We start from the raw sequence: 21,667 nt of genomic DNA on the forward strand, positions 1-21,667 counted from the left end.
TCAGCCTACGTCGCACCCCCCGATGTGACTACGCTCACAGGACAACGTAGGTTGTCACGGTTGGCCGGTGTCAGGACGGAGTCGTTTGCGGTGATGAACGTGGAGCGGGCGCGCAGACGCGCGAGGATTCGGTACGCCCTGGTCGCCGTGGCGCTCTGCGCCGGGATCGCCGGCGCACCGGCACCGGCCGTGGCGTGGGCCGAGCCCGCGGGGTCGGATTCGACCTCGAGCACGACCGCCCACACCGGCGCAGCGGACGCGGACTCCTCCTCTCCGTCCACCGGCGATCAGGACACGAAGGCCGACACCTCGCCCACGGAGTCGAAGGACGATTCCCCGAAGGATGAGGCCGAATCCGAGATCCCCGACCGCGGCACCGACATCGGTACCGACACCGCCGACAGCACCGACGAATCTGACGGCACCGAACACGAGGTGGCACAACGCCCTTCGCGTCACACCGAGATCGAACAGCCCACGAAGCCGGAGCGCCGCACGCCGCTTCTGGACCGGCTCCGGGCGAGAATCGACCGGACGCCGGCCGACGAGGACAGCACCGAAGCCGCGCCGCTGACCCGGCACCTGACCGTCGTCCGCACCGAGGATGCCACCCCACCGGCGGCAGCCGTGGCCCCGAACGTCGCCACGATCGACGTCCCGGTCACCACCGACACACCGGAGGGTCCGCAACCGCTCTCGCCGCTGGGGAAGCTGCTGCAGCTGCCCGGCCACCTCGTCAACACGGTGCTGCAATTCTTCGACATCACCCGGTCCTCCCAGGGCCCGGCCGCGCCGATCAAGATCGCACCGCCGATCAACGATCTGCTGTTCGCCGCGTTCCGCGAAGTGGAGAAGTGGATCGGACTCGACCGCACTCCCCCGCCGCAGCCGCCGTTCCCGACGCTGACCTACACCGGCCCCACCACCGCGAAAACCCCGACGGTGGCCCAGTTCCTCAACGCCTCGGCGGCCGCGTACGGCCTCGGAACCACGCCCGGCGGACTGGTTCCGTTCACCGTCAACGGTTTTCAGATGGCGTCGGCCAACATCATCTCGGGCATGGCGGCCCGGGTGTGGGTGACCCCCGACAATCAGATCGTCATCTCCTACCAGGGCACCACGGGCGGGACGAACCTCTTGTTCAACCCGTTCATCGCGGTCGCGCAGATCCTGACCGACCTTCAGGTGATCTACACCCAGACCACACCGTGGGCGTTCCACGACGCGCTGCGCTTCGCCGAACGGGTGCAGGCCGCCGCGGCTCTGCAGGGCTACGGCACCGACGACATCTTCGTCACGGGGCATTCGCTCGGCGGGTGGGAAGCCCAGTACGTCGCCCAGCAGATCGGCCTCGCCGGCATCGGCTTCGAGAGCCCCGGCATGAGCAGCACGGTCCCCGGCAACGGCGCGGACTCGCTGTTCGTCAACGTCGAAACCTACGGTGACCCAGCCCCGTTCATGGCCACCGATCTGCCGGGGCTGCAGCCCTTCATGCCGCCTTACGTGCCCGGTGGCGGTATCAAGCCGCACTACGGCCACATCGTGATGATCGGCGACCCCGCGGCGATGACGCCGCTGCTGAACGCGGTCACGCTGTGGCGCACGGGCCCGATCCGCAACTTCGTCTTCTTCGTCGACTTTCTCGGCAACTTCTTTCAGTACCACCTGCCCGGCATCCAGGCCTACCACCTCGGCGTCACCCCGGATCCCGGCGTGGTGCCGTGGCTGGGTACCGCGCGCGGACCGGTGAACACCGGTTGGGGCGATTTGACGATCCCCGAGTTGCTGCAGGCCGCCTCGGATGCCGGCAGCCTGCACCGCTCCGCCGTCGCCGCCTGACGATCAGAGCGCTTGACCCTCCCCCTGGGGGAACCTCCAGGGTGGCGGTATGACTGACACCGGCACCTCGTGGAATGCCCTACCCGCCGTCGTCACCACCTACCTCACCGCGCACACGTCGCGTGACGTCGCGGCCGCGCTCGACACCTTCACCGCCGACGCCGCCGTCACCGACGAGGGCCACACCGTGCGGGGGCGCGACGCCATCGGCGCGTGGCTGAACAAGGCAGGCAGCGAATACACCTTCACCACCACGTTCACCGGCGCGACCGTCTCCGACTCCGATCACGTCGATGTCGTGCAACGTCTGGAGGGCGACTTCCCGGGCGGAGTGGCCGATCTGCACTACCGGTTCACGCTGGCCGGGGAACTCATCAGCGGACTCGTCATCGAGCCCTGACCCGGCCCCACCCCCGACGGAAGTACCTGCGACGTGCCCTGGCTGCGTGCGCGGTACGACTTCGCGCTGACGCCGAAAGTGACTGGAGAACAATGAGAATCAGTGAGTACGACTACGTGGTGGTCGGCGCCGGGTCAGCCGGGTGCGTGATCGCCGCCCGGCTGTCCGAAGATCCCGCAGTCCGGGTGCTGCTCCTGGAGTCCGGTCCGGCCGACACCAGGCCCGACATCGCCGCGCCGCCCGCCTGGCCGACCCTGTGGGGCACCGACGTCGACTACGCGTACGACACCGTCCCGCAACCGGGCACCGCCGGGCTCACCCACAACTGGCCCCGCGGGCACACACTCGGCGGCAGCAGCAGCATCAACGCCATGGTCTATCTGCGCGGCCACCCCAGCGACTACGACGGATGGGCTGCCGCGGGTTGCGCCGGGTGGGATCACGCATCGGTGCTGCCCCACTTCCGCCGCATGGAGACCGTACGCGGCGCGGATCCCCGATTCCGGGGTGTCGACGGCCCGATGCGCCCCGCACCCGCCGCTGAGGGGGTGGCCAATCCCCTCTCCCAGGTGTTCCTGGAGGCCGCACGGGATTCCGGTTTCCCTCTGACCGACGACTTCAACGGCGCCGAACCCGAGGGTGCCGGCTGGCATGATCTGTCGATCACCGGTGGAGCGCGGCAGAGCACGGCGGCCGCCTATCTGCACCCCGCGCGCAGTAGGGCGAACCTGACGGTCATGACCGATGCGCGCGCCCGTCGCCTGCGGTTCGTCGGCAGCCATTGTGCCGGCGTCGATTACGTGCAGTACGGGCGTCGCATGACCGCCTACGCAGATGCTGAGGTGGTGGTCTCGGCCGGCGCCGTCGATTCGCCGCGGTTGCTGTTGCTCTCGGGCATCGGGCCCGCCGCCGAACTGTTCGACGTCGGCATCGGCGTCATCCACGACCTTCCCGGGGTCGGTCGCAATCTGCACGACCATCCGCTCTGCGGCGTCGTCTACGAAGCGGCACAGGCCATTCCGGCCGGGAAGACCAACCACGCCGAGACGTCGCTGCTGTGGCGCAGCGACGTCACGCTCCCCGGCCCCGACATGCAGCTCATGTTCATCCACGTGCCGTTCCACCCGCCGCACCTGACCGCGCCGCCGAACAGCTTCACCCTGGCGGTCGCGACGGTGCCGGACGCGCGTGGATCCCTGCGGCTCGCCGGACCGGATCCTGCGACACCACCGCTGATCGATCCGAACTACCTCGGCGTGGAGTCCGACGTACGGCGCATGCTCCACGGGCTCGAGGTCGCCCGCGAGATCGCCGCCGCCGCGCCGTTCACGCCCTGGCGGGCGCGGGAGGTGCTTCCCGGACCCGACGTCACCGATGAGGCCGCGCTGCGGGCATTCCTGGCCCGCGGCACCGGCACCTACTACCACCCGGTCGGCACGTGTGCGATGGGCACGGACCCGGACGCGGTGGTCGGGCCCGATCTGCGTGTCCACGGGCTGACCGGTGTGCGGGTGGCCGATGCGTCGATCATGCCCCGGATCCTGCCGGTCAACACGAATGCGGCGGCCATCATGATCGGCGAGAAGGCCGTCGACCTCCTCCGCCGCCCGGACGGGCGACAGACGGTGCGCCGGCAATTCTGACGTCCTCGTCATAGACGTTTGACGCGCCGCGCCGACGGCAACGCCCCCGGTCATGATCATGAAGCGCTGGCAGTTCTCGCTGGTCACCTGCGTCGCGGGCGCATGTCTCGCGTTCGGTGTCGGCGCCGGCATCGCGGCGGCCGACAGCGGCGCGTCCGGCGAGGGTGCGTCGTCGAGTCAGGCCGCCGAGCGCGGTCCCGCGTCGGAGACACGTGAGGCGCCGGCGCGCCCCCAACGGTCGGTCAGGAAGTCATCGGACGCCGCGGAACGCACGCCGCTGTTCCGTCCGCGCGCCGAGAGGCAGGAGCCGGAGACGCCGGACGCAAAGCCCGACCGGAAGTCCGCGACCACACAGAAGCCCCTGTGGCGCTGGAAGGCCAGGACCACAGCGACGTCCGAAGCAACTGACGAGGCGACACCAGAGCGGGCGACGGCCACGACACGCGACCGTTCGCCCGGCCCGGTCGCGACAGCGATGCTCGGCGCGCTGTCCACCCTGAGCGGTGCGGCGCGGCCCGCAGCGGCCCCGCAGCCACCGGTCACGGTGCCGTCGGTCGACGTCGATCGGTACCTCGGCACCTGGTACGAGGTAGGCAGCGTCAAGCAGTTCTTCTCCCTCGGACTGGTGAACACCAAGGCCGAGTACAGCCGCAACACCGACGGGTCCATCAAGGTCGTCAACTCCGGCAACTACTTCTTCGACCGGGGCCCGAAGTCGAGTATCAACGGCGCCGCGCTGCCCGTCGACGACACCAACGCCAAGCTCAACGTGGCGTTCTTCGGGCGGCAGCCCTCGGCAACGCCACCCGGCAACTACTGGGTCGTCGACCTGGGATCGGACTACGACTACGCGATCGTCACCGACCCGACCGGACGGAGCGGCTTCATCCTCAGCCGCACGCCGACCGTGACCGCTGAGCAGTACAAGGCCCTCGTCGCCCAGGCCAAGGCTGACGGTGTGCGCGGCTGGATCACGAAGACCCGGCAGCCCGGCGCCAGGAGCACCGCGCTGGCCTGACGGTCGGGTTACGAATCCGTTTGTCGTGCAGCCGTTTCCGCTCTGGTGATCGCCGCCTGCACACCGCGGTTGTGCAGCAGCACGTCGTCCATCACCGACGTGGTCAGGGACCGCATCGCCAGCAACGGGCGCACCCAGCCCGGTGCACTGACCCGTGCCGCGCGCCGCTCGATCGCATCGAGCACCGCATCGGCTGCCGCGCCGACCGTCATCTCCTTGGTGAAGATGCCGGGCACCGCCCGGCGCACCGCTGCGGCAGCCTCGTCCGCGAACGCGTCGTTGGCCAGATCGGTGTCGATGAAACCGAGGTAGGCGATCCCGGCCGTCACCCCGTGCGGCGCCAGCTCGACCCGCAGCGCCCGCGCCAACTGCTCCACCCCGGCCTTGCTCACCGCATACGGCGCGGCCAGCACGCCGTTGAAGAACGCGTAGATCGAGCCGACGAGCAGCACGTGGCCGCGGCGCTCCAGCACGCTGGGCAGCGCGGCACGCACGGTCCGCCACTGCCCGAGCAGGTCGACCTCCACGGTGTGCTCGAAGGCATCCGGGGCGATGGTGGCCACGGTGTGTGACGGCGGGGCGATCCCGGCGTTGGCGACGATCACGTCGATGCCACCGAACGTGGCGATCGCATCGTCGGCGGCGCGTCGAAGATTCTCCGCCGAGGTCACGTCCGCCTCGAACGCAGCTGCGCCGGAACCGAGTTCGTCAGCGAGCACCTGCAGCGTCGCCAAGGTCCGCCCGACCAGCGCCACTCGGGCCCCGCGGGCGTGAGCGCGGCGCGCCGTCTCGGCGCCGAGCCCCCGTGCGGCACCGGTGATGAACAACACCTTGCCGTCGAGATCCATCCGCGGTGGCCGCGTCACCACGCGGGCAGCGGTCCGGCCGGCCAACCGCACAGCGTCGTCGAGGAGCACGGGTCCGAAGGTAGCCGTTCGGGACGGGCCCGAAACCGGTATCGCCGACCGAGGACCCCCGGCCCGGCGCGACACGCCGCACCCGGCCGGATGGCAGGAAGGGCGACCGCCCCCGGCCGGCATCATTTATCGTCGTGCCGTGCCAGAAATGGATCGTCGCCACCTGATGTTCATGTTCGGTTTGGGCGCGGCGGCTGCTGCGCTGCCCGCCGCGACGGCCCATGCCCAACCGGTGCCCGGCGACATCCCCCCGGTTCCGGCACCCCCCGGGGCGGCAGCGCCTCCGACGGCCGACGCCGGCCCGGTGTTCCTGTTCCAGGAAGAGTTCAACGGTCCCGCCGGCGCACCCCCCGACCCGGCGTGGTGGTTCATCGTCCCCGAGCGCGAAGTCATCAAGAACCCCGTCGAGTGGGACAAGCCCTACAACATGGGCCGCTACGTCACCGACCAGGAGCACGTCTTCCAGGACGGCAAGGGCAACCTGGTCATCCGGGCCACCCGCGGACCCGGCACCACGATCCAGGAGAAGTACGCGAGCGCCAAGATCATCGGCAACTGGCGCGGCGGGGTCGGCACCACCTGGGAGGCCAGGATCAAGCTCGACTGCCTCACCGACGGCGCCTGGCCCGCGTTCTGGCTGCTCAACGACAACCCGGTGCGCGGCGGTGAGGTCGACCTGGTCGAGTGGTACGGCAACAACGACTGGCCGTCCGGCACGACGGTGCACGCGCGACTGGACGGCACGTCCTTCGCCACCGATCGTCATCCCATCGACAACGCCTGGCACACGTGGCGGATGACGTGGCTGCCGACCGGCATGTACTTCTGGAAGGACTACCAGCCGGGGATGGAGCCGTTCTTCACCGTGCCCGCGAACTCCATCGACGACTGGCCGTTCAACGACCCGGGCTACACCCTGGCGCCGGTGTTCAACATCGCCGTCGGCGGCTCGGGCGGTCGCGAGCCCGCGGGCGGGACGTATCCGGCGCAGATGCTCATCGACTGGATCCGGGTGTTCTGACCGCCCCACCTCTGCACGTTCTGCACACGAAGTGCGAGTAGCGGCGTGCAGAACGTCGTGGGCTGAGGCTCCTGGGACAGGCCGGGTGACGGCGGGATCAGCGGGCCGCGCCCCGGCAGCGCCGGGAGCAGTACACGATCTGGTCCCACTGCCCGCGCGACTTCCACTTCTTGCGGTTGTGGAAGGGCCTGCCACATACCGGGCAGATCTTCACCTCGCGCTGATCAGGCATTCCCCTTTTTACGTGACGTGCCGCTGACGTTGTCGACAATTCGCTTCGCGGTTCGTCCGCGCACGGTTAGATTCCGCACGTGACGTCAAGACAGCGGGGTTACTGGTTCTTTGCCGCGGGTGCGGGCGCGTGCATCGCGCTCGGCGCCGGACACGGTGTCGCCGCCGCCGAGCCGGACGCCGGCGGCGACGACTCCCCGAGCCGGTCGGCCGACACCGACACGGCGCGCCCGACGCGGGACACCGCGGCCGACGAGAGCACCACGCGGGACACCGACCCCGCGACCGCCCCCACCTCGACCCGCGGACACGACGACGAACCCGACGACACCGAGGCGCAGGCCCCCCGCAAACCCCGCCACAAACTGTTCACCCTCCGGCACTCCGCCGAGGACAGCAGCGCCACTGACACCGACGAGGATCCGGCACCGAAGAAGACCACCGGCGCCGACCACCGGCGCACCCCGGGCCCGCTGGCCACCCTCGCGCTCAGTGCGATGTCGTCGCTGGCCAAGCCCGAACGGCCCGACCCCGTCGACACCCCGCCGGTGCAGACGCTGTCGGCCCCCGCCGCCGACGTGGTCACCGGCGTCAAGACCGGTCGCGCCACACTCGACATCCCGATCGGTGACAAGGGGCTCACCACGGGTGCCGACTGGTACTTCCCCACCCGGGCCGACGGTTCGGTGGACGCGACGGGCGTGATCTACCTGCAGCACGGCTTCATGGGCCGCAAGTTCTTCTACTCCGCGCTGGCCAAGAACCTGTCGCAGCAGACCAACAGCATCGTCGTCGCCCCCAACCTGCCGTCGTTCCCGTCCCTGCGCTGCGGGGGCTGCTGGATCAACGGGGTGCCGACCCAGCAGGGCGTCGCCGCGCTGTTCCAAGGCGACGAGGAGGAACTGAAGGCGAGCGCCGCCGCGGCCGGGTTCGCCGGAGTCCTGCCGGCGGACTTCGTGCTCACCGGGCACTCCGCCGGTGGCGGACTGGCCGCCGCGGCCGCCGGCTACTACGCGGACGACCCGAACAAGGGCGGCACGCTGCGGGGCGTCGTGATGTTCGACGGTTTCGCGTTCGGCGGCGTCGTCCCCGACGCCCTGGACCGGCTGAGCGACCCGTTCATCCCCGTCTACCAGATCGCGGCGCCGCCCCAACTGGGCAACCTCTTCGGGGCCACCACCGCCGAGCTCGTCGCGGCGCGCCCCGACCGGTTCGTCGGAGTGACCCTGGCCAACGGTTCGCACGTCGACTCGCTGATCGGCGGCAACCCGATCGTCGACTTCTTCTCCCAACTGGTCACGCGGTTCTCACCGCCCGGGAACACCGCGGCGGTCTACACGCTGGCCGACGGGTGGATCAACGACCTGTACGCCGGGCTGGGGCCGCTCGACGGCAACGGCATCTACGGCGCCCCCGACCAGTACATCGTCATGGGCGACACCGCTGCCGTGGTGCTCTCGCCGCCGCCGGTGGTGGACCTGGACTCCTACCTCGGCACCTGGTACGAGGTGGGCAGCGTCAAGCAGTTCTTCTCGATCGGGCTGGTCAACACCAAGGCCGTCTACAGCCCCAACCCGGACGGGTCGATCAAGGTGGAGAACTCCGGCAACTACTTCTTCAACAACGGACCGCAGTCCACGATCGAAGGTGCGGCGCTGCCGGTGGATCCGTCGAACAACAAGCTCAACGTCACGTTCTTCGGCAAGCCGAAGGCCAACCCGCCGGGCAACTACTGGATCGTCGACCTGGACCCGGACTACCAGTGGGCCATCGTCAGCGACCCGACAGGGCTCTCCGGCTTCCTGCTCACCCGCGAGCAGACCGTGAGCGACGCGTTCTACCAGGAGCTGCTCGACCGCGCGTCGGTCTACGGAGTCCGCGGCCGGATCACCCCGACGCGCCAGCCGAGCGCGGAGACCACGGTCTGAAGCGTCTGAAGTAGCTCACGAGGCCGTACGGTGGCACCGGGCTCGGCCAGTCCTCGGAGCGGAAGTAGGCGTCGGTTCCGCCGTCGACGACGAGGACACTGCCGCAGAGGAACTCGGCCGCATCGGACAGCATGAACACGGCCCAGTCCGCAAGCTGTCCGGCGTTGCCGAACCCGCCGGTCGGGACGGGGAAGGACCGCACGTACTTCGCCCGGTCCGGCGAGGACAGCTGCTCCTCCAGTAGGGGGGTCATGATGGCTCCCGGCGCCAACACGTTCATCCGTACACCAGCACCGGCCCAATCCGTGCTCACGGCGTGCCGCCGCACCCAGCGGCTCACGGCGATCTTCGACGCGGCGTACAGCAGCGCCGAGGCGTTCCGTCCGAAGTGCCGTACAGACCGCACCGCCTTGTCGGGGTCGGAAGCGAGGAGTGCCCGCACCGCGCGCCCCGGCACCAGCGGTGTGGTGGTCGCCGAGTTACTGCCGAAGACAACGACTTTCGCATGGCCGGTGGCGACCAATGCGGGGCGCCAGGCGTCCAGCAGGTCGACGACGCCGTAGACGTTGACCTGTGCGATCGACCTCAGCCGGGCGGGTCCGGGGCCGGGGCCGACGCCGGCGGCCAGCACCGCGCCGTTCAACCGGGCGCCGCTCGCCGCGAGCACACCGTCGGCGGCCGCCCGTCGGCCCGCCGCTGTCGACAGATCGGCCACGACGTCAGCGTTGTCGAGATCAACTCCGATCACGGTGTGGCCGGCGGCGCGCAGCCGGACCGCAGTCTCGAGGCCCATGCCCGAGGCCGAACCGGTGACGGCGTAGACACCCATTCACGTCTCCTCTGCAGTGGTGGCCACCGCCGTCTCCAACTCGGCGAGGGCTTGTTCGGTGAGCGGGATCAACGACCCCACATCCGGTATCACACGACGACCCGAGACGTAGCCGAACGTCACCCGATCGGCGTAGGAACACATCGTCACGTTCAGTGCCTGACCGTTGATCGCCGTCGACACCGGATAGATCTCCTCGACGAGCGCTCCGTTCCAGTACAACCGGCTCGGCGGACCGGGAACGTTGGAGATCGACACGTTGTACCCGCGGCGCACCCGCGGCGCGAAGGGCACGATCGGCGGCAGCACCGTGGCCGCGATGCTGGGTGCCGCCAGCAGCGTCGCCGCGGCGGGACCGCCGTGGGCGACCTGGTGCTTGGCCCGCGCCATCGCGCGGTGAATGTGGGTCAGTCGCTCGGCCGGATCAGCCAGGTCGGTTCCCAAGGGGCACAACTGCAGACCGAACAGATTCGCCTGCCGGTCCTCGTCGGTGACGTGGTCGCGAGCGCGGACGGTGATCGGGCAGATCGCCACCAGCGTGCTGTCGGGCAGTTCGCCGCGCGCGCCCAGCCACTCGCGGAGCACACCGGACACCACAGCCATGAGCACGTCGTTGGCCGTCACAGCGGCCGCCTGCGCAACGGCGCGGATCCGGGATCTCGGGAAGTCGACCCCGGCGAACGTGCGGTGCCGGCCGAGGCGCCCGTTGAACCGGGTGTAGGGGGCGTCGACCGGCAGAGCCGCAGTGCCGTCCGCGAAGCGCCCGACGGTCACGGCCAGGCCGCCGAGAGCGACACGGCGCGCCAAGGCCACCCCCGATGTGACGCCGTTGAGCGACGCGCGCACCAACGACAGCGGGTGGACTCGGCCGGGTGGCGGGGCAGCCGGCCGGGCAGGCGGGGACGCGGTCGCAGGTAACGGCCGAACCGACCGGCTCGCGGGATCGGTGCTCAGCACATCGGCGATGACCTTCAACCCGGCGACGCCGTCGACCACGGTGTGGTGCACCTTGATGTAGAAGGCGAACCTGCCGTCGGTCAGACCGTCGATCACGTACGCCATCCACATCGGCCGCGACCGGTCCAGCGGTTTGCTGTGCAGCGATCCGACCAATTCCCACAGTGCCTCCCGGTCGGCGGGCGGTGGGAGCGTCACTAGCAGGAGATGCTCGCGCATGTCGACGGCGTCGTCGGCCCGCCACATCCACAGCCCGGCCGTGTCGACGCCGATGTGCGGGTGCCGCCGGAAGCGCAGGTCCAGCTCCGCCGTCGCGGTCACCGCATCCCGATAGAGCGCGTCGACGTACCCGGGGCCGGCCTCTTCGGGCGGCGACAGGATGAGCAGCGCGGCTGTGTGCAGCGGGTGGGAGAGCAACTCGGCGGTCATCATCGCCGCATCCAACGGCGCCAACGGATTCATCGGCCCAACCACACTCCTCGTGCCGGTCGGTTCCCCACATCGTCGCCGTCGCGCGACGCCGCGAACAGTGCCCAGCAGACGTTGTGGGGAGGACCAAAGTCCTCTACAGCCGGCCCTTGAGGATGCGGTGCCAGTACAGCGCGGGCAGTGCGTAGCGGTCGAACGCCCACGCCGAGCGACGCGGCTTGGTGGTGTCGACGAACGACGGCAGCGACGACGTGATCGCGCCGGTGCGGTCGAACTCCCCGGCGATCAGCAGGTGCCTGTCGATGGCGATCGGCGCGACGGTGTATCCGTCGTAGGCCGTCATCGCCTCGCCGCGGCGCGCAGCGGCGAGGTTGTCGACCAGGATCGCGATCTGGCGGCGCAACGCCCCGCCGGACGGATCGGTGTCGACGGCGGCGCCGTCGCCGGCGGCCCAGATGTTCGGATGATCGCGGTGGGCGAAAGTGGCGGGATCGATGTCGACGAGTCCGTGCGGCTGATCGCCGGTCAGCCCCGAGGTCTGCAGCCATCGCGGGCCCCGGTAGGGCGGGACCAGGTGCAGCAGGTCGTAGGTCAGCTGCTCGCCGGTCCCGACGGTGATCGACCGCGACTCCGGCTCCAGGGAGGTCACCCGGGTGCCGTGCAGGACGCGAACGTCCAACTCCTGCAGGCATTCTGAGAGTCGAGCGTCGATGGCGGGGACACCGAGCAGGTGCGGCCGGTCGATGACGAGGGTGATGCTCACCCCGGGCAGCAGTCCGCTGCGCCGCCAATGGCCGGCGGCCAGGAAGAGCGGCTTGATCGTGGTTCCTGTGCAGCTCACCGGCGGGCGGGGCACCGTGAACACGGCGTGTCCCCCGGGCCGCATCGCATTCACCACATCCCAGGTCTTCTCGGCGTGGTCGAGATAGTTGCTCGCCACCGCCGGGGTCCGCAGCGCCGCGTCGATGCCGGGTAGTTCGTCGTCGTCGGGGACCAGACCCGTTCCGATCACCAGGTCGTCGTAGCGGTACCGGTCTCCGGAGGCGCACTCGACCGTGGCCGCGGCCGCGTCGACGGCGACCACCGTGTCGCGGATCCACGTACACCCGGGCGGCGTCACCGACCGTTGCGTCCGTTCCGCGCGACGCAGACTGGCCTCGCCACCCCCGACGTAGGACAGCAGCGGGCGGTAGGTGTGCACGGTCTGCGGCTCGATCACCGCGACGTGTCCGAAACCCTTGCGGAGCAGGCGGGCTGCGGCGCTCAGCCCGGCGTTGCCGCCGCCGATGACCAGGACGTCGAAGTGCTGGTCTCCGTCACGGCTCATCCCCGCGTCGTACCCCGGTTCCGCAGCCGGAAACGCGGGTATGCGTGCCCCGTGTCGGTCACCACGGACTGGTTCCTCACCGGGCGGGAGCGCGGCAACGGCTCGTCCTCGATCCCCGACTGGCGCGACGGGAACCGGGTGGAGCCCCTGATCCACGGCGCCACCTACTTCGACCGGCTCGCGACCGAGGTGGACAGCCTGGGTTCCGGCGATCACCTGTTCTTCACCGACTGGCGCGGTGATCCGGACGAGCGGGTGCGCGACGGCGGCCCCACCATCGCCGAACTGTTCTGCCGTGCCGCCGAGCGCGGCGTCGTGGTCAAGGGTCTGGTGTGGCGCTCACACCTGGACGCGTTCGCCTACAGCGAGGAGGAGAACCAGCACCTCGGGGAGGCCATCGAGGCGGCCGGCGGGGAGGTGCTGCTCGATCAGCGGGTCCGCTTCGGCGGCTCCCACCACCAGAAGCTGGTGGTGCTGCGGCGGCCCGGTCAGCCCGAACGGGACGTCGCATTCGCCGGCGGCATCGACCTGTGCCACTCCCGCCGCGACGACGCCGACCACCACGGCGATCCGCAGGCGGTGCAGATGGCGCGCCAGTACGGGGACCGACCGCCCTGGCACGACGTGCAGCTGCGGATCCAGGGCCCGATCGTCGGCGCGCTGGATCATGCGTTCCGGGAACGGTGGACCGATCCCGCACCACTGGACATGCTCTCCCCGATCGCCTGGGCGGTCGACAAACTGCGCCGGGCCGACCTGGACGCCGGTGAACTCCCGCCGCAGCCGCCCGATCCGCCGCCGTGCGGCCCGCACGCCGTGCAGGTGCTGCGCACCTATCCCGACGCCCACTTCGAGTACGCGTTCGCGCCGCACGGCGAGCGCAGTATCGCGCGCGGCTACACCAAGGCGATTCGGCGCGCGCGACGGCTGATCTATCTGGAGGACCAGTACCTGTGGTCCAGACAGGTCTCGCATCTGCTCGCCGAAGCGCTGGCGGCCAATCCCGAGTTGCACCTGATCGCGGTGGTGCCCAGGCATCCCGACGTCGACGGCCGGTTGTCGCTGCCGCCCAACCAGGTCGGCCGCCAGCAGGCCATCGAGACGTGCCGGCGCGCCGACCCCGGCCGGGTACACATCTTCGATCTCGAGAATCGTGCGGGTACACCGGTGTACGTGCACGCCAAGGTGTGCGTCATCGACGACGTCTGGGCGTGTGTGGGCAGCGACAACTTCAACCGGCGGTCGTGGACGCACGACAGCGAGCTGTCCTGCGCGGTGCTCGACGACACCCGCGACGATCGCGAGCCCCTCGATCCGGCCGGCCGCGGGGACGGCGCGCGGGTGTTCGCGCGCGATCTCCGCTTGCGCCTGCTCCGTGAACATCTCGACCGCGCCGCCGACGGCAGCGACGACGACGGACTCCTGGAGCCGGCGTCGGTGATCGACGCCGTCACCGCATCGGCGAGGGCGCTGCAGGCGTGGCACGACGGCGGCCGGCGCGGCGCGCGACCGCCGGGCCGGCTGCGTCCTCACGAACCCGAGCGGCTCGGCATGCTGACGCGGCTGTGGGCCGAACCCTTGTACCGCGCCGTCTACGATCCCGACGGCCGGTCCTACCGCGACCGCCTACGCCGGCGGTGGTGAGCACTCAACCGGGTCCGTCACCGGCGTACACCCGGTCGATTCCGGGTTCCGGAAAACCGCTGCGGCGCAGTGTGTTCCGGACCGCCTCCACGACGTCGTCGGCGCGTGCGGTGTCGACGAGCGCGATGACACAGCCGCCGAATCCGCCGCCGGTCATCCGGGCTCCATGTGCGCCGGCCCGCACCGCGACGTCGACGATCAGGTCGAGATGTCCAGTGGTGATCTCGAAGTCGTCACGCATCGAGCGGTGCGACTCGGTCAACAGGGCGCCGACCGCTACGGCGTCGAACTCGGACAGATGCTCGACCACCTCCTGCACGCGGCGGTTCTCGGTGAGGATGTGTCGGGCCCGGCGAAAGTCCTCCCGGTCGCCGATCGCCGCCAGTGCCGACTCGTCGTCTCCTGCCTCGCGCAGTGACGGGACGCCGAGCGCCGCGGCGGCGCGCTCGCACGACGCCCGGCGTGCGGCGTACTCGCCACCGGCATGCTGGTGGCGCGCCTGCGAATCGATGAGAAGCAGTGTGGTGCCGTGGCTGTCGGGATCGAAAGGTACCGGCGCGACGGTGAGGTCGCGGAAGTCGATGAGCTGCGCGTACCGCGGCCGGGCGAACAGGATCGCCAGCTGGTCGAGCAGACCCGTGGGGGCGCCGACATACTCGTTCTCGGCCCGCTGCGCGATTCGCGCCTGAGCGATGCGGTCGACCGAGGCGCCGGTGGCGGCCAGAAGCGCACCGAGCGTTGCGCATTCGAGTGCGGCCGACGACGCCAGACCCGATCCGATCTGGACGCCGCCGCTGATCGACATCGTGCCGCCACGCACGGGGTGACCGGCACAGCGCAGCGCCCACACCACCCCGGCGACGTAGGCGGCCCACCCCGTCAGCTCGCCGGGGACTGTGGCCAGTGGGATGCGCACCGGGTCGGATTCGCGGTCGGTGCGCACCACCAGAGTGTCGCCGCCGGCAGGCTGATACTCCACGACGGTGCGCCCGGGCAGTGCGATCGGAAGCGCGAAACCGAGGTTGTAGTCGGTGTGTTCGCCGATCAGGTTGATCCTGCCGGGCGCGGAGAAGCGAATGCTCATAGGCTGCGCAGCCTTTCGGCCAGCGCCTCGGGGACGACGTCGTTGATGAAGGCGTCCATGATCGACTCCGACGACGCCAGGTACTTGAGCTTGTCGGCAGTCCGCCGCGTCGAGATGATTTCGACGTGGAAGCAGCCCTCCCCCTCGGGGTACTGGTGCAGCCCCGCCATGTACGGCAGTGGCGCGTCGTACATCCGATCCAGCCGCCGCAGGATCTCCTGATACACGGCGCTGAAAGCGTCCAGCTCGGCTGCCGAAAGATCGAGCAGCGAATGCACGAAGCGGTTCGGGTAGATGTGCACCTCCACCGGCCAGCGGGCCGCGAACGGCACCAACGCCGTGAACGCCGAGTCCCGCAGGACGATCCGACGTCCATCCTCGACCTCCCGAGTCACCAGATCGCCAAAAAGATTGCTGCCGTGCCGTTCTCGGTACAGCGCAGCCTGCCGCAGCATCTGTTGGGTCCGCGGCGTCACGAAGGGGTAGCCGTAGATCTGTCCGTGCGGGTGGGTCAGCGTCACGCCGATCTCCTCGCCGCGGTTCTCGAAGCAGAACACCTGCGAGATGCCGGGTCGATTCATCAGGTCAAAGGTGCGGTGCCGCCACGCCTCGACGACGAGGCGAGCCTGCGCGGGATCGAGCGAGGCGAACGAGCTGTCGTGGTCGCTGGAGAAACAGATCACCTCACAGCGGCCGCTGCCGGGCACCGGATCGAAAACCGAGCAAGACGAAAGAACATCCCCTCCGGAGAGACTCGCGAACCGGTTCTCGAAGACCACGACGTCGTAGTCCGGCGCCGGGATCTCACTCGTCAGTCCGGACGGTCCCGGGCACAGCGGGCACTCTCCGCGCGGTGGGAGGTAGGTGCGGTCCTGGCGGGCGGGGGCGACGATCACCCATTGGCCGGTGGTCTGATCGAATCGCAACTCCGACAGTGACTCTGACCGCGGGGGTAGTGGACGGAGGTCAGGAACTGGAGCCGGTTCGTGGACGGGAAGACTGAAGAACAGTAGATCGCGTCCGTCGGCGAGAGTCCAAGATGTCACTGCGTCCGTGCGCGACGGATTCTCAACCACGTTTGACGCAACTCCTCTTCCCGGCGCAGAGCCTCAGCGTCCAGGATCTGATGGTAACGCGCGACGAGCTGCTCCCGGGTCAAGCCGAACTCCGGGAGCACCTCGTCGGCGGGCGGGCCGCCGTACGGAGCCCAGCTCCGCATGAACGTGACGATGTCGTGTTCGTAGCGATCCGCGATGCCGGGCATGTCAGGCCCCGCCCTTCTTCTTGTTGTAGATGTCGAAGCCGACCGCAGCCAGCAGCACGAGGCCCTTGATCACCTGCTGCACGTCGCTGCCGATACCGATGAGCGACATGCCGTTGTTGAGGACGCCCAGCACGAAGCCGCCGATGATCGCGCCGAACACCGTGCCGACACCGCCGCTGGCCGACGCGCCACCGATGAACGCCGCGGCGATGGCCTCGAGCTCCATGCCGATACCTGCCTGCGGCGTCGCCGAATTCAGGCGCGCGGCGAACAACAGCCCGGCCAGTGCCGAGAGCAGACCCATGTTGACGAACACCAGGAACGTCACCCGCTTGGTCTTGACGCCCGAGAGTCGCGCCGCGGCCTCGTTACCGCCGACGGCGTAGACCTGCCGGCCGACGACCGTCCCGCGCATGATGAATGCGTAGACGACGAAGGCCAGGGCCAGAATGATGCCGACGACGGGGACACCGCGGTAGCTCGCGAGCAGCAGCGTGAACGCCGCCAGCGCCGCGATGATCGCCGCGCACTTGGCGACGAACCAGCCCAGCGGCAGCACGCTGAACCCGTACTCGCTTTGAGCGCGTCGCTGCCGCACCTGCTGCCACACCGCAGCCAGCATCACGAACACGCCGAGGATCACGGTGGGCCAGTGGTAGACGCTGTTGGCGCCGAGCTCGGGCAGGAACCCACTGCTGACCTGGCCGAAGGTGCGCGGGAACGGCGCGATCGACTGCCCCTCGAGAAGATACTGCGTCGCGCCGCGGAACACGAGCATCCCGGCCAGCGTCACGATGAACGACGGGATGCCGACGTAGGCGATCCAAAAGCCCTGCCATGCACCGATCAACGCACCGAGCAGCAGACACAGCGCTACCGCGACAGGCCAGGGCATGTCGTTGCGGATCATCAGCACCGCCGACATCGCCCCGATGAACCCGGCGATCGAGCCCACTGACAGGTCGATGTGACCGGAGATGATCACGATCACCATCCCGATCGCGAGGATCAGGATGTAGCCGTTCTGCTGGACGATGTTGGTGACGTTGAGCGGCTTGAGCAGGATGCCACCCGTCCACACCTGGAACAGAATGACGATCAGGGCGAGCGCGACGACCATGCCGTACTGGCGGAAGTTTCCCTGCAGCAATGCTTTCACACGCGATACAGCCGAGTCCGCGGGCGGCGGCGCCGGGGCGCTGGGCGGCGTCGACACCGTCGGGGTGGTGGTCATCTATCCTCGTCCCTTCATCATGTAGCGCATCAGCGTCTCCTGCGACGCGTCAGCCCGGGCCACCTCACCGGTGAGCCGGCCCTCGTTGAGTGTGTAGATGCGGTCGCACAAACCGATCAGCTCCGGCAGCTCCGACGAGATCACGATCACCGCTTTGCCCTGCGCTGCCAGGGAATTGATGATCGTGTAGATCTCGTACTTGGCGCCGACGTCGATGCCGCGGGTGGGTTCGTCGAGGATCAGCACGTCCGGGTCGGCGAAGACCCACTTGCTCAGAACCACCTTCTGCTGATTGCCGCCCGACAGGTTGCCGGTGATCGCCTTGACCGACGGCGCCTTGATCCGCATGTCCTTGCGGAACCGCTCGGCGACCTTGGTCTCCTCGTGCTCGTTGATGACCGACTGCCTGCTGACCTTCGGCAACGACGCGAGCGTGATGCTGCGCGCGATGTCGTCCATCAGGTTCAGGCCGAAGTGCTTGCGGTCCTCGGTGGCGTAGGCGATGCCGTGACCGATCGCTTCGGGCACCGTGTGGGTGCGAATCTCTTTGCCGTCCTTGAACACCGCACCACCGGCCTTCTTGCCGTAGCTGCGGCCGAACACGCTCATCGCCAGTTCGGTACGCCCAGCGCCCATCAGCCCGGCCAAGCCGACCACCTCGCCGCGCCGCACGTTCAGCGAGACGCCGTCGACGACCTTGCGCTGCTGATCGAGCGGGTGGTAGACCGTCCAGTCCTCGATCGCGAACGTGATGTCGCCGATCTCGTGGGCGGTGCGCTCCGGGAACCGATCGACCAGCGGCCGGCCGACCATGCCGCGGATGATGTCCTCTTCGGCGAGCTCCGGCCCGACCGCGAGTGTCTCGATGGTGCGCCCGTCCCGCAGCACCGTGATGGTGTCGGCGACGCGCATCACCTCGTTGAGCTTGTGGGAGATGATGATGCACGTCAGGCCCTGCCGCCGGAGTTCGAGGATCAGGTCCAGCAGATGGCGGCTGTCCTCGTCGTTCAGCGCGGCGGTCGGCTCGTCGAGGATGAGCAGTTTGACCTTCTTCGACAGTGCCTTGGCGATCTCGACGAGCTGCTGCTTGCCCACCCCGATGTCGGAGATCCGGGTTCCCGGGCTCTCCCGCAGCCCGACCCGGTCGAGGAGCTGCTGGGCATTGGTGGTGGTCTCGTGCCAGCTGATCACCCCCGCCGACGCGTGCTCGTTGCCCAGGAAGATGTTCTCCGCGATGGAGAGCACCGGCACCAGCGCGAGCTCCTGGTGGATGATCGCGATGCCGCGCCGCTCACTGGACCGGATGTCCTTGAAATCGCCGGGCGCTCCGTCGAAAACGATCTCCCCGTTGTAGCTGCCGTGCGGGTAGATCCCGCTGAGCACCTTCATCAGGGTGGACTTCCCGGCGCCGTTCTCCCCGCAGATCGCGTGGATCTCACCCTGACGGACCGTGAGGTTCACGTCGCTCAGCGCGGTCACCGCGCCGAAGCGCTTCGTGATGTCCCGCATCTCGAGCAGTGCGGTGCCGTTGTCCCCCATCAGGCCAACTGCGCGGACGTGTAGTAACCCGAATCGACGAGCACCTTTTGGTAGTTGGACTTGTCCACACTGACCGGCTGCAGCAGGTACGACGGCACCACTTTCACCCCGTTGTCGTAGGTGGTGGTGTCGTTGACCTCGGGCTTGCCGCCGGTCAGCAGCGAATCGGCCATCTGCACGGCCGCTTTCGCGAGCTCCCGGGTGTCCTTGAAGACGGTCTGCGTCTGCTCGCCGGCGATGATCGACTTCACCGAGGCCAGCTCGGCATCCTGTCCAGTGACGATCGGCAGCGGGTTGGCCGGGGTGCCGTAGCCGGCGCTCTTGAGCGCCGAGATGATGCCGAGCGACATGCCGTCATAGGGCGAGAGCACCGCGTCCACCCGACCGCTGGTGTACGAGCGGCTCAGCAGGTTGTCCATCCGCGACTGCGCCAGGCCGCCGTCCCAGCGCAGCGTCGCCACCTGGTCGAAAGAGGTCTGCCCGCTGCGCACCACCAGCTTGCCGCTGTCGAGGTAGGGCTGCAGCACGCTCATCGCACCCTTGAAGAAGAACGTCGCATTGTTGTCGTCGGGCGAGCCGGCGAACAGCTCGATGTTGAACGGCCCCTTGCCCTGTGCGACGCCCAGCTTGTCGACGATGTACTGCGCCTGCAGCACACCGACTTTGAAGTTGTCGAACGTCGCGTAGTAGTCGACGTTCGCCGAGCCGCGGATCAACCGGTCGTAGCTGACCACCGGGATCTTCGCATCGGCGGCGCGCTGCAGGATGTCGGTCAGCGACGATCCGTCGATCGGCGCGATCACGAGCACCTTGACGCCCTTGGTGATCATGTTCTCGATCTGCGAGACCTGGTTCTGCACCACGTCGTCGCCGTACTGCAGGTCGGTCTCGTAACCGAGTGACTGGAACTGCTTGGCCATGTTGTCGCCGTCGGCGACCCACCGCTCGGAGGACTTCGTCGGCATCGCGATGCCGATGGTCCCGCTGCGGTCACCTCCACCACCGCCGCCGGTGGCCTCGGGTCCGGTCGAGCGGCCGCAGGCGGCGAGCGAGGCCGTCAGCGCCAGCGCGGCCGCGATTCGCAGAAAGCTCTTTCGCATGGATTCCTCCGGTTGGTCCGGCGCTCGTCGCGGGTCCGGCACGCGGACCGCCGTCACGATGTGAGCGCTAACATCGAGCATCTTGTGACGCGGCTCACGGCCCTGTCAAGGGTTCACGCCGGATGAATGTGAGCGCTAACAAGTCGTTGACACGGCTCGGATGTGAGCGTTAACATCGCCACAGTGTAACGCCGGTCACATACTCACCGGCGCCGCCTATCCCCGCCAATCAGGGACGTGAACTGGTCCGATGGCATCCCGTAAGGAGTCCCCGTGAAGAAGATCCTCTCAGCGATGCTCGCCGTCGCCACGGCCGGTGTGCTGGCGGCCTGCGGCAGCGGACCGGCGCCCGGAAACGCCCCCGGAGGTGGCGGCGGAGCCGGCGGCCAGATCACCATGGGCTTCTCGCAGGTCGGTGCGGAAAGCGGCTGGCGCACCGCGAACACGACCTCGATCCAGGACGCCGCCAAGGCCGCCGACATCAACCTGAAGTTTTCCGACGCCAACGGCAAGCAAGAGAATCAGATCTCGGCCATCCGGTCCTTCATCCAGCAGCGCGTCAACGTGATCGCGTTCAGTCCGGTGGTGCGCACCGGCTGGGACGCGGTCCTGCTGGAGGCCAAGAACGCCAACATTCCGGTGATCCTCACCGACCGCGCCGTCGACACCCAGGAGAAAGACGTCTACAAGACGTTCCTGGGCGCCGACTTCGTCCAGGAGGGCCAGTGGGCCGGCGAGTGGGTGGTCAAGGAGTTCGCCAACGCCACCGGCCCGGTGAACATCGTCCAGCTCGAAGGCACGACGGGCTCCGACCCCGCGCTGGAGCGCAGCACCGGTTTCTCCAAGGCCATCGCCGCCAATCCGAACCTCAAGGTGATCGCCTCGCAGACAGGCGATTTCACTCGCGCCGGCGGCAAGCAGGTGATGGAGGCGTTCCTCAAGGCCAACCCGAAGATCGACCTCGTGTTCGCGCAGAACGACGACATGGGCCTCGGCGCGATCGAAGCCATCGAGGCCGCAGGCAAGAAGCCCGGTCAGGACATCAAGATCGTCGCGATCGACGCCACGCACGACGGCATGCAGGCCCTGGCCGACGGCAAGATGAACTTCATCGTCGAGTGCAACCCGCTGCTCGGGCCGCAACTGATGGACCTGGCCAAGAAAGTCGTTGCCGGTGAACCTGTTCCGGCCCGTGTCGTGACCCCGGACCAGACGTTCGACCAGCAGCAGGCTGCTGCCATCCTGCCCGAGCGCAAGTACTGA

The 21,667-nt window shown here is 68.8% G+C and carries 19 protein-coding genes; 8 read left to right on the forward strand and 11 right to left on the reverse strand.

Going from position 1 to position 21,667, the window contains the following annotated elements; translation table 11 throughout:
* Positions 1-93 precede the first annotated feature (93 nt).
* From MCHLDSM_RS34665 to MCHLDSM_RS37570, 4 genes are all read left to right on the forward strand, one after another.
* Positions 94-1,839 carry an alpha/beta hydrolase family protein gene (locus MCHLDSM_RS34665; RefSeq protein WP_048474327.1) on the forward strand — a complete coding sequence of 582 codons (1,746 nt, stop codon included), beginning with the start codon at positions 94-96 and terminating at the stop codon, positions 1,837-1,839.
* Positions 1,840-1,888: 49 nt separating this feature from the next.
* Positions 1,889-2,239, forward strand: coding sequence for a nuclear transport factor 2 family protein (locus MCHLDSM_RS34670; RefSeq protein WP_048474303.1), 351 nt, complete (start codon positions 1,889-1,891; stop codon positions 2,237-2,239).
* Positions 2,240-2,331: 92 nt separating this feature from the next.
* Positions 2,332-3,882, forward strand: coding sequence for a GMC family oxidoreductase (locus MCHLDSM_RS34675; protein WP_048474304.1), 1,551 nt, complete (start codon positions 2,332-2,334; stop codon positions 3,880-3,882).
* 58 nt (positions 3,883-3,940) lie between these two features.
* A complete protein-coding gene (locus MCHLDSM_RS37570) occupies positions 3,941-4,900 on the forward strand; it encodes a lipocalin family protein (RefSeq protein ID WP_234714296.1) in 960 nt (319 codons plus the stop codon).
* An 8-nt stretch (positions 4,901-4,908) separates the two neighbouring features.
* On the opposite strand, the gene MCHLDSM_RS34685 is transcribed toward MCHLDSM_RS37570, so the two are convergent.
* Positions 4,909-5,817 (reverse strand): short-chain dehydrogenase/reductase, encoded by a 909-nt coding sequence (locus tag MCHLDSM_RS34685; protein ID WP_234714297.1) that lies wholly within the window; start codon positions 5,815-5,817, stop codon positions 4,909-4,911.
* Positions 5,818-5,965: 148 nt separating this feature from the next.
* On the opposite strand from MCHLDSM_RS34685, the gene MCHLDSM_RS34690 reads away from it, so the two are divergent.
* A complete protein-coding gene (locus MCHLDSM_RS34690) occupies positions 5,966-6,838 on the forward strand; it encodes a glycoside hydrolase family 16 protein (RefSeq protein ID WP_048474305.1) in 873 nt (290 codons plus the stop codon).
* A gap of 97 nt (positions 6,839-6,935) precedes the next feature.
* On the opposite strand, the gene MCHLDSM_RS36885 is transcribed toward MCHLDSM_RS34690, so the two are convergent.
* A complete protein-coding gene (locus MCHLDSM_RS36885) occupies positions 6,936-7,070 on the reverse strand; it encodes a DUF2256 domain-containing protein (protein ID WP_082162423.1) in 135 nt (44 codons plus the stop codon).
* A gap of 79 nt (positions 7,071-7,149) precedes the next feature.
* Between MCHLDSM_RS36885 and MCHLDSM_RS34695 the strand changes: the two genes are divergently transcribed.
* A complete protein-coding gene (locus MCHLDSM_RS34695; RefSeq protein ID WP_048474306.1) occupies positions 7,150-8,997 on the forward strand; it encodes a lipocalin family protein in 1,848 nt (615 codons plus the stop codon).
* Here MCHLDSM_RS34695 and MCHLDSM_RS34700 read toward each other — a convergent pair.
* The 3 genes from MCHLDSM_RS34700 to MCHLDSM_RS34710 form a co-directional block, all read right to left on the reverse strand.
* The gene (locus tag MCHLDSM_RS34700) at positions 8,957-9,826 is read right to left on the reverse strand and encodes an SDR family oxidoreductase (RefSeq protein ID WP_048474307.1); all 870 of its coding nucleotides are present in this window, start codon (positions 9,824-9,826) and stop codon (positions 8,957-8,959) included. The genes MCHLDSM_RS34695 and MCHLDSM_RS34700 overlap by 41 nt on opposite strands.
* Positions 9,827-11,245: a wax ester/triacylglycerol synthase family O-acyltransferase gene (locus tag MCHLDSM_RS34705; protein ID WP_048474308.1), complete on the reverse strand. Its 1,419-nt coding sequence runs from the start codon at positions 11,243-11,245 to the stop codon at positions 9,827-9,829.
* A gap of 103 nt (positions 11,246-11,348) precedes the next feature.
* Complete coding sequence (locus MCHLDSM_RS34710; protein WP_048474309.1) at positions 11,349-12,539, reverse strand: NAD(P)/FAD-dependent oxidoreductase; 1,191 nt, start codon at positions 12,537-12,539, stop codon at positions 11,349-11,351.
* A gap of 51 nt (positions 12,540-12,590) precedes the next feature.
* Here MCHLDSM_RS34710 and MCHLDSM_RS34715 point away from each other — a divergent pair, with 51 nt between their 5' ends.
* Positions 12,591-14,183: a phospholipase D family protein gene (locus tag MCHLDSM_RS34715; protein ID WP_048474330.1), complete on the forward strand. Its 1,593-nt coding sequence runs from the start codon at positions 12,591-12,593 to the stop codon at positions 14,181-14,183.
* A 4-nt stretch (positions 14,184-14,187) separates the two neighbouring features.
* On the opposite strand, the gene MCHLDSM_RS34720 is transcribed toward MCHLDSM_RS34715, so the two are convergent.
* From MCHLDSM_RS34720 to chvE, 6 genes are read right to left on the reverse strand one after another with little or no spacing between them, the layout of a single operon-like run.
* Complete coding sequence (locus MCHLDSM_RS34720) at positions 14,188-15,267, reverse strand: galactokinase (protein WP_048474310.1); 1,080 nt, start codon at positions 15,265-15,267, stop codon at positions 14,188-14,190.
* Positions 15,264-16,343 (reverse strand): galactose-1-phosphate uridylyltransferase, encoded by a 1,080-nt coding sequence (galT, locus tag MCHLDSM_RS34725; protein WP_048474311.1) that lies wholly within the window; start codon positions 16,341-16,343, stop codon positions 15,264-15,266. Before galT ends, MCHLDSM_RS34720 begins: the two co-directional genes overlap by 4 nt.
* Entirely contained in the window at positions 16,310-16,531 is a 222-nt protein-coding gene (locus MCHLDSM_RS34730; RefSeq protein ID WP_048474312.1) for a hypothetical protein, read from the reverse strand. The genes galT and MCHLDSM_RS34730 overlap by 34 nt, the downstream gene beginning before the upstream one ends.
* A 1-nt stretch (position 16,532) precedes the next feature.
* Positions 16,533-17,765 (reverse strand): multiple monosaccharide ABC transporter permease, encoded by a 1,233-nt coding sequence (mmsB, locus tag MCHLDSM_RS34735; protein ID WP_048474313.1) that lies wholly within the window; start codon positions 17,763-17,765, stop codon positions 16,533-16,535.
* Positions 17,766-19,307 (reverse strand): multiple monosaccharide ABC transporter ATP-binding protein, encoded by a 1,542-nt coding sequence (mmsA, locus tag MCHLDSM_RS34740; protein ID WP_412178271.1) that lies wholly within the window; start codon positions 19,305-19,307, stop codon positions 17,766-17,768.
* The gene (chvE, locus tag MCHLDSM_RS34745; RefSeq protein WP_048474331.1) at positions 19,304-20,404 is read right to left on the reverse strand and encodes a multiple monosaccharide ABC transporter substrate-binding protein; all 1,101 of its coding nucleotides are present in this window, start codon (positions 20,402-20,404) and stop codon (positions 19,304-19,306) included. Before chvE ends, mmsA begins: the two co-directional genes overlap by 4 nt.
* 273 nt (positions 20,405-20,677) lie before the next feature.
* On the opposite strand from chvE, the gene MCHLDSM_RS34750 reads away from it, so the two are divergent.
* Positions 20,678-21,667: an ABC transporter substrate-binding protein gene (locus MCHLDSM_RS34750; protein WP_048474315.1), complete on the forward strand. Its 990-nt coding sequence runs from the start codon at positions 20,678-20,680 to the stop codon at positions 21,665-21,667.

It is taken from the genome of Mycolicibacterium chlorophenolicum, from assembly GCF_001044235.1.
Classification (GTDB): domain Bacteria; phylum Actinomycetota; class Actinomycetes; order Mycobacteriales; family Mycobacteriaceae; genus Mycobacterium; species Mycobacterium chlorophenolicum.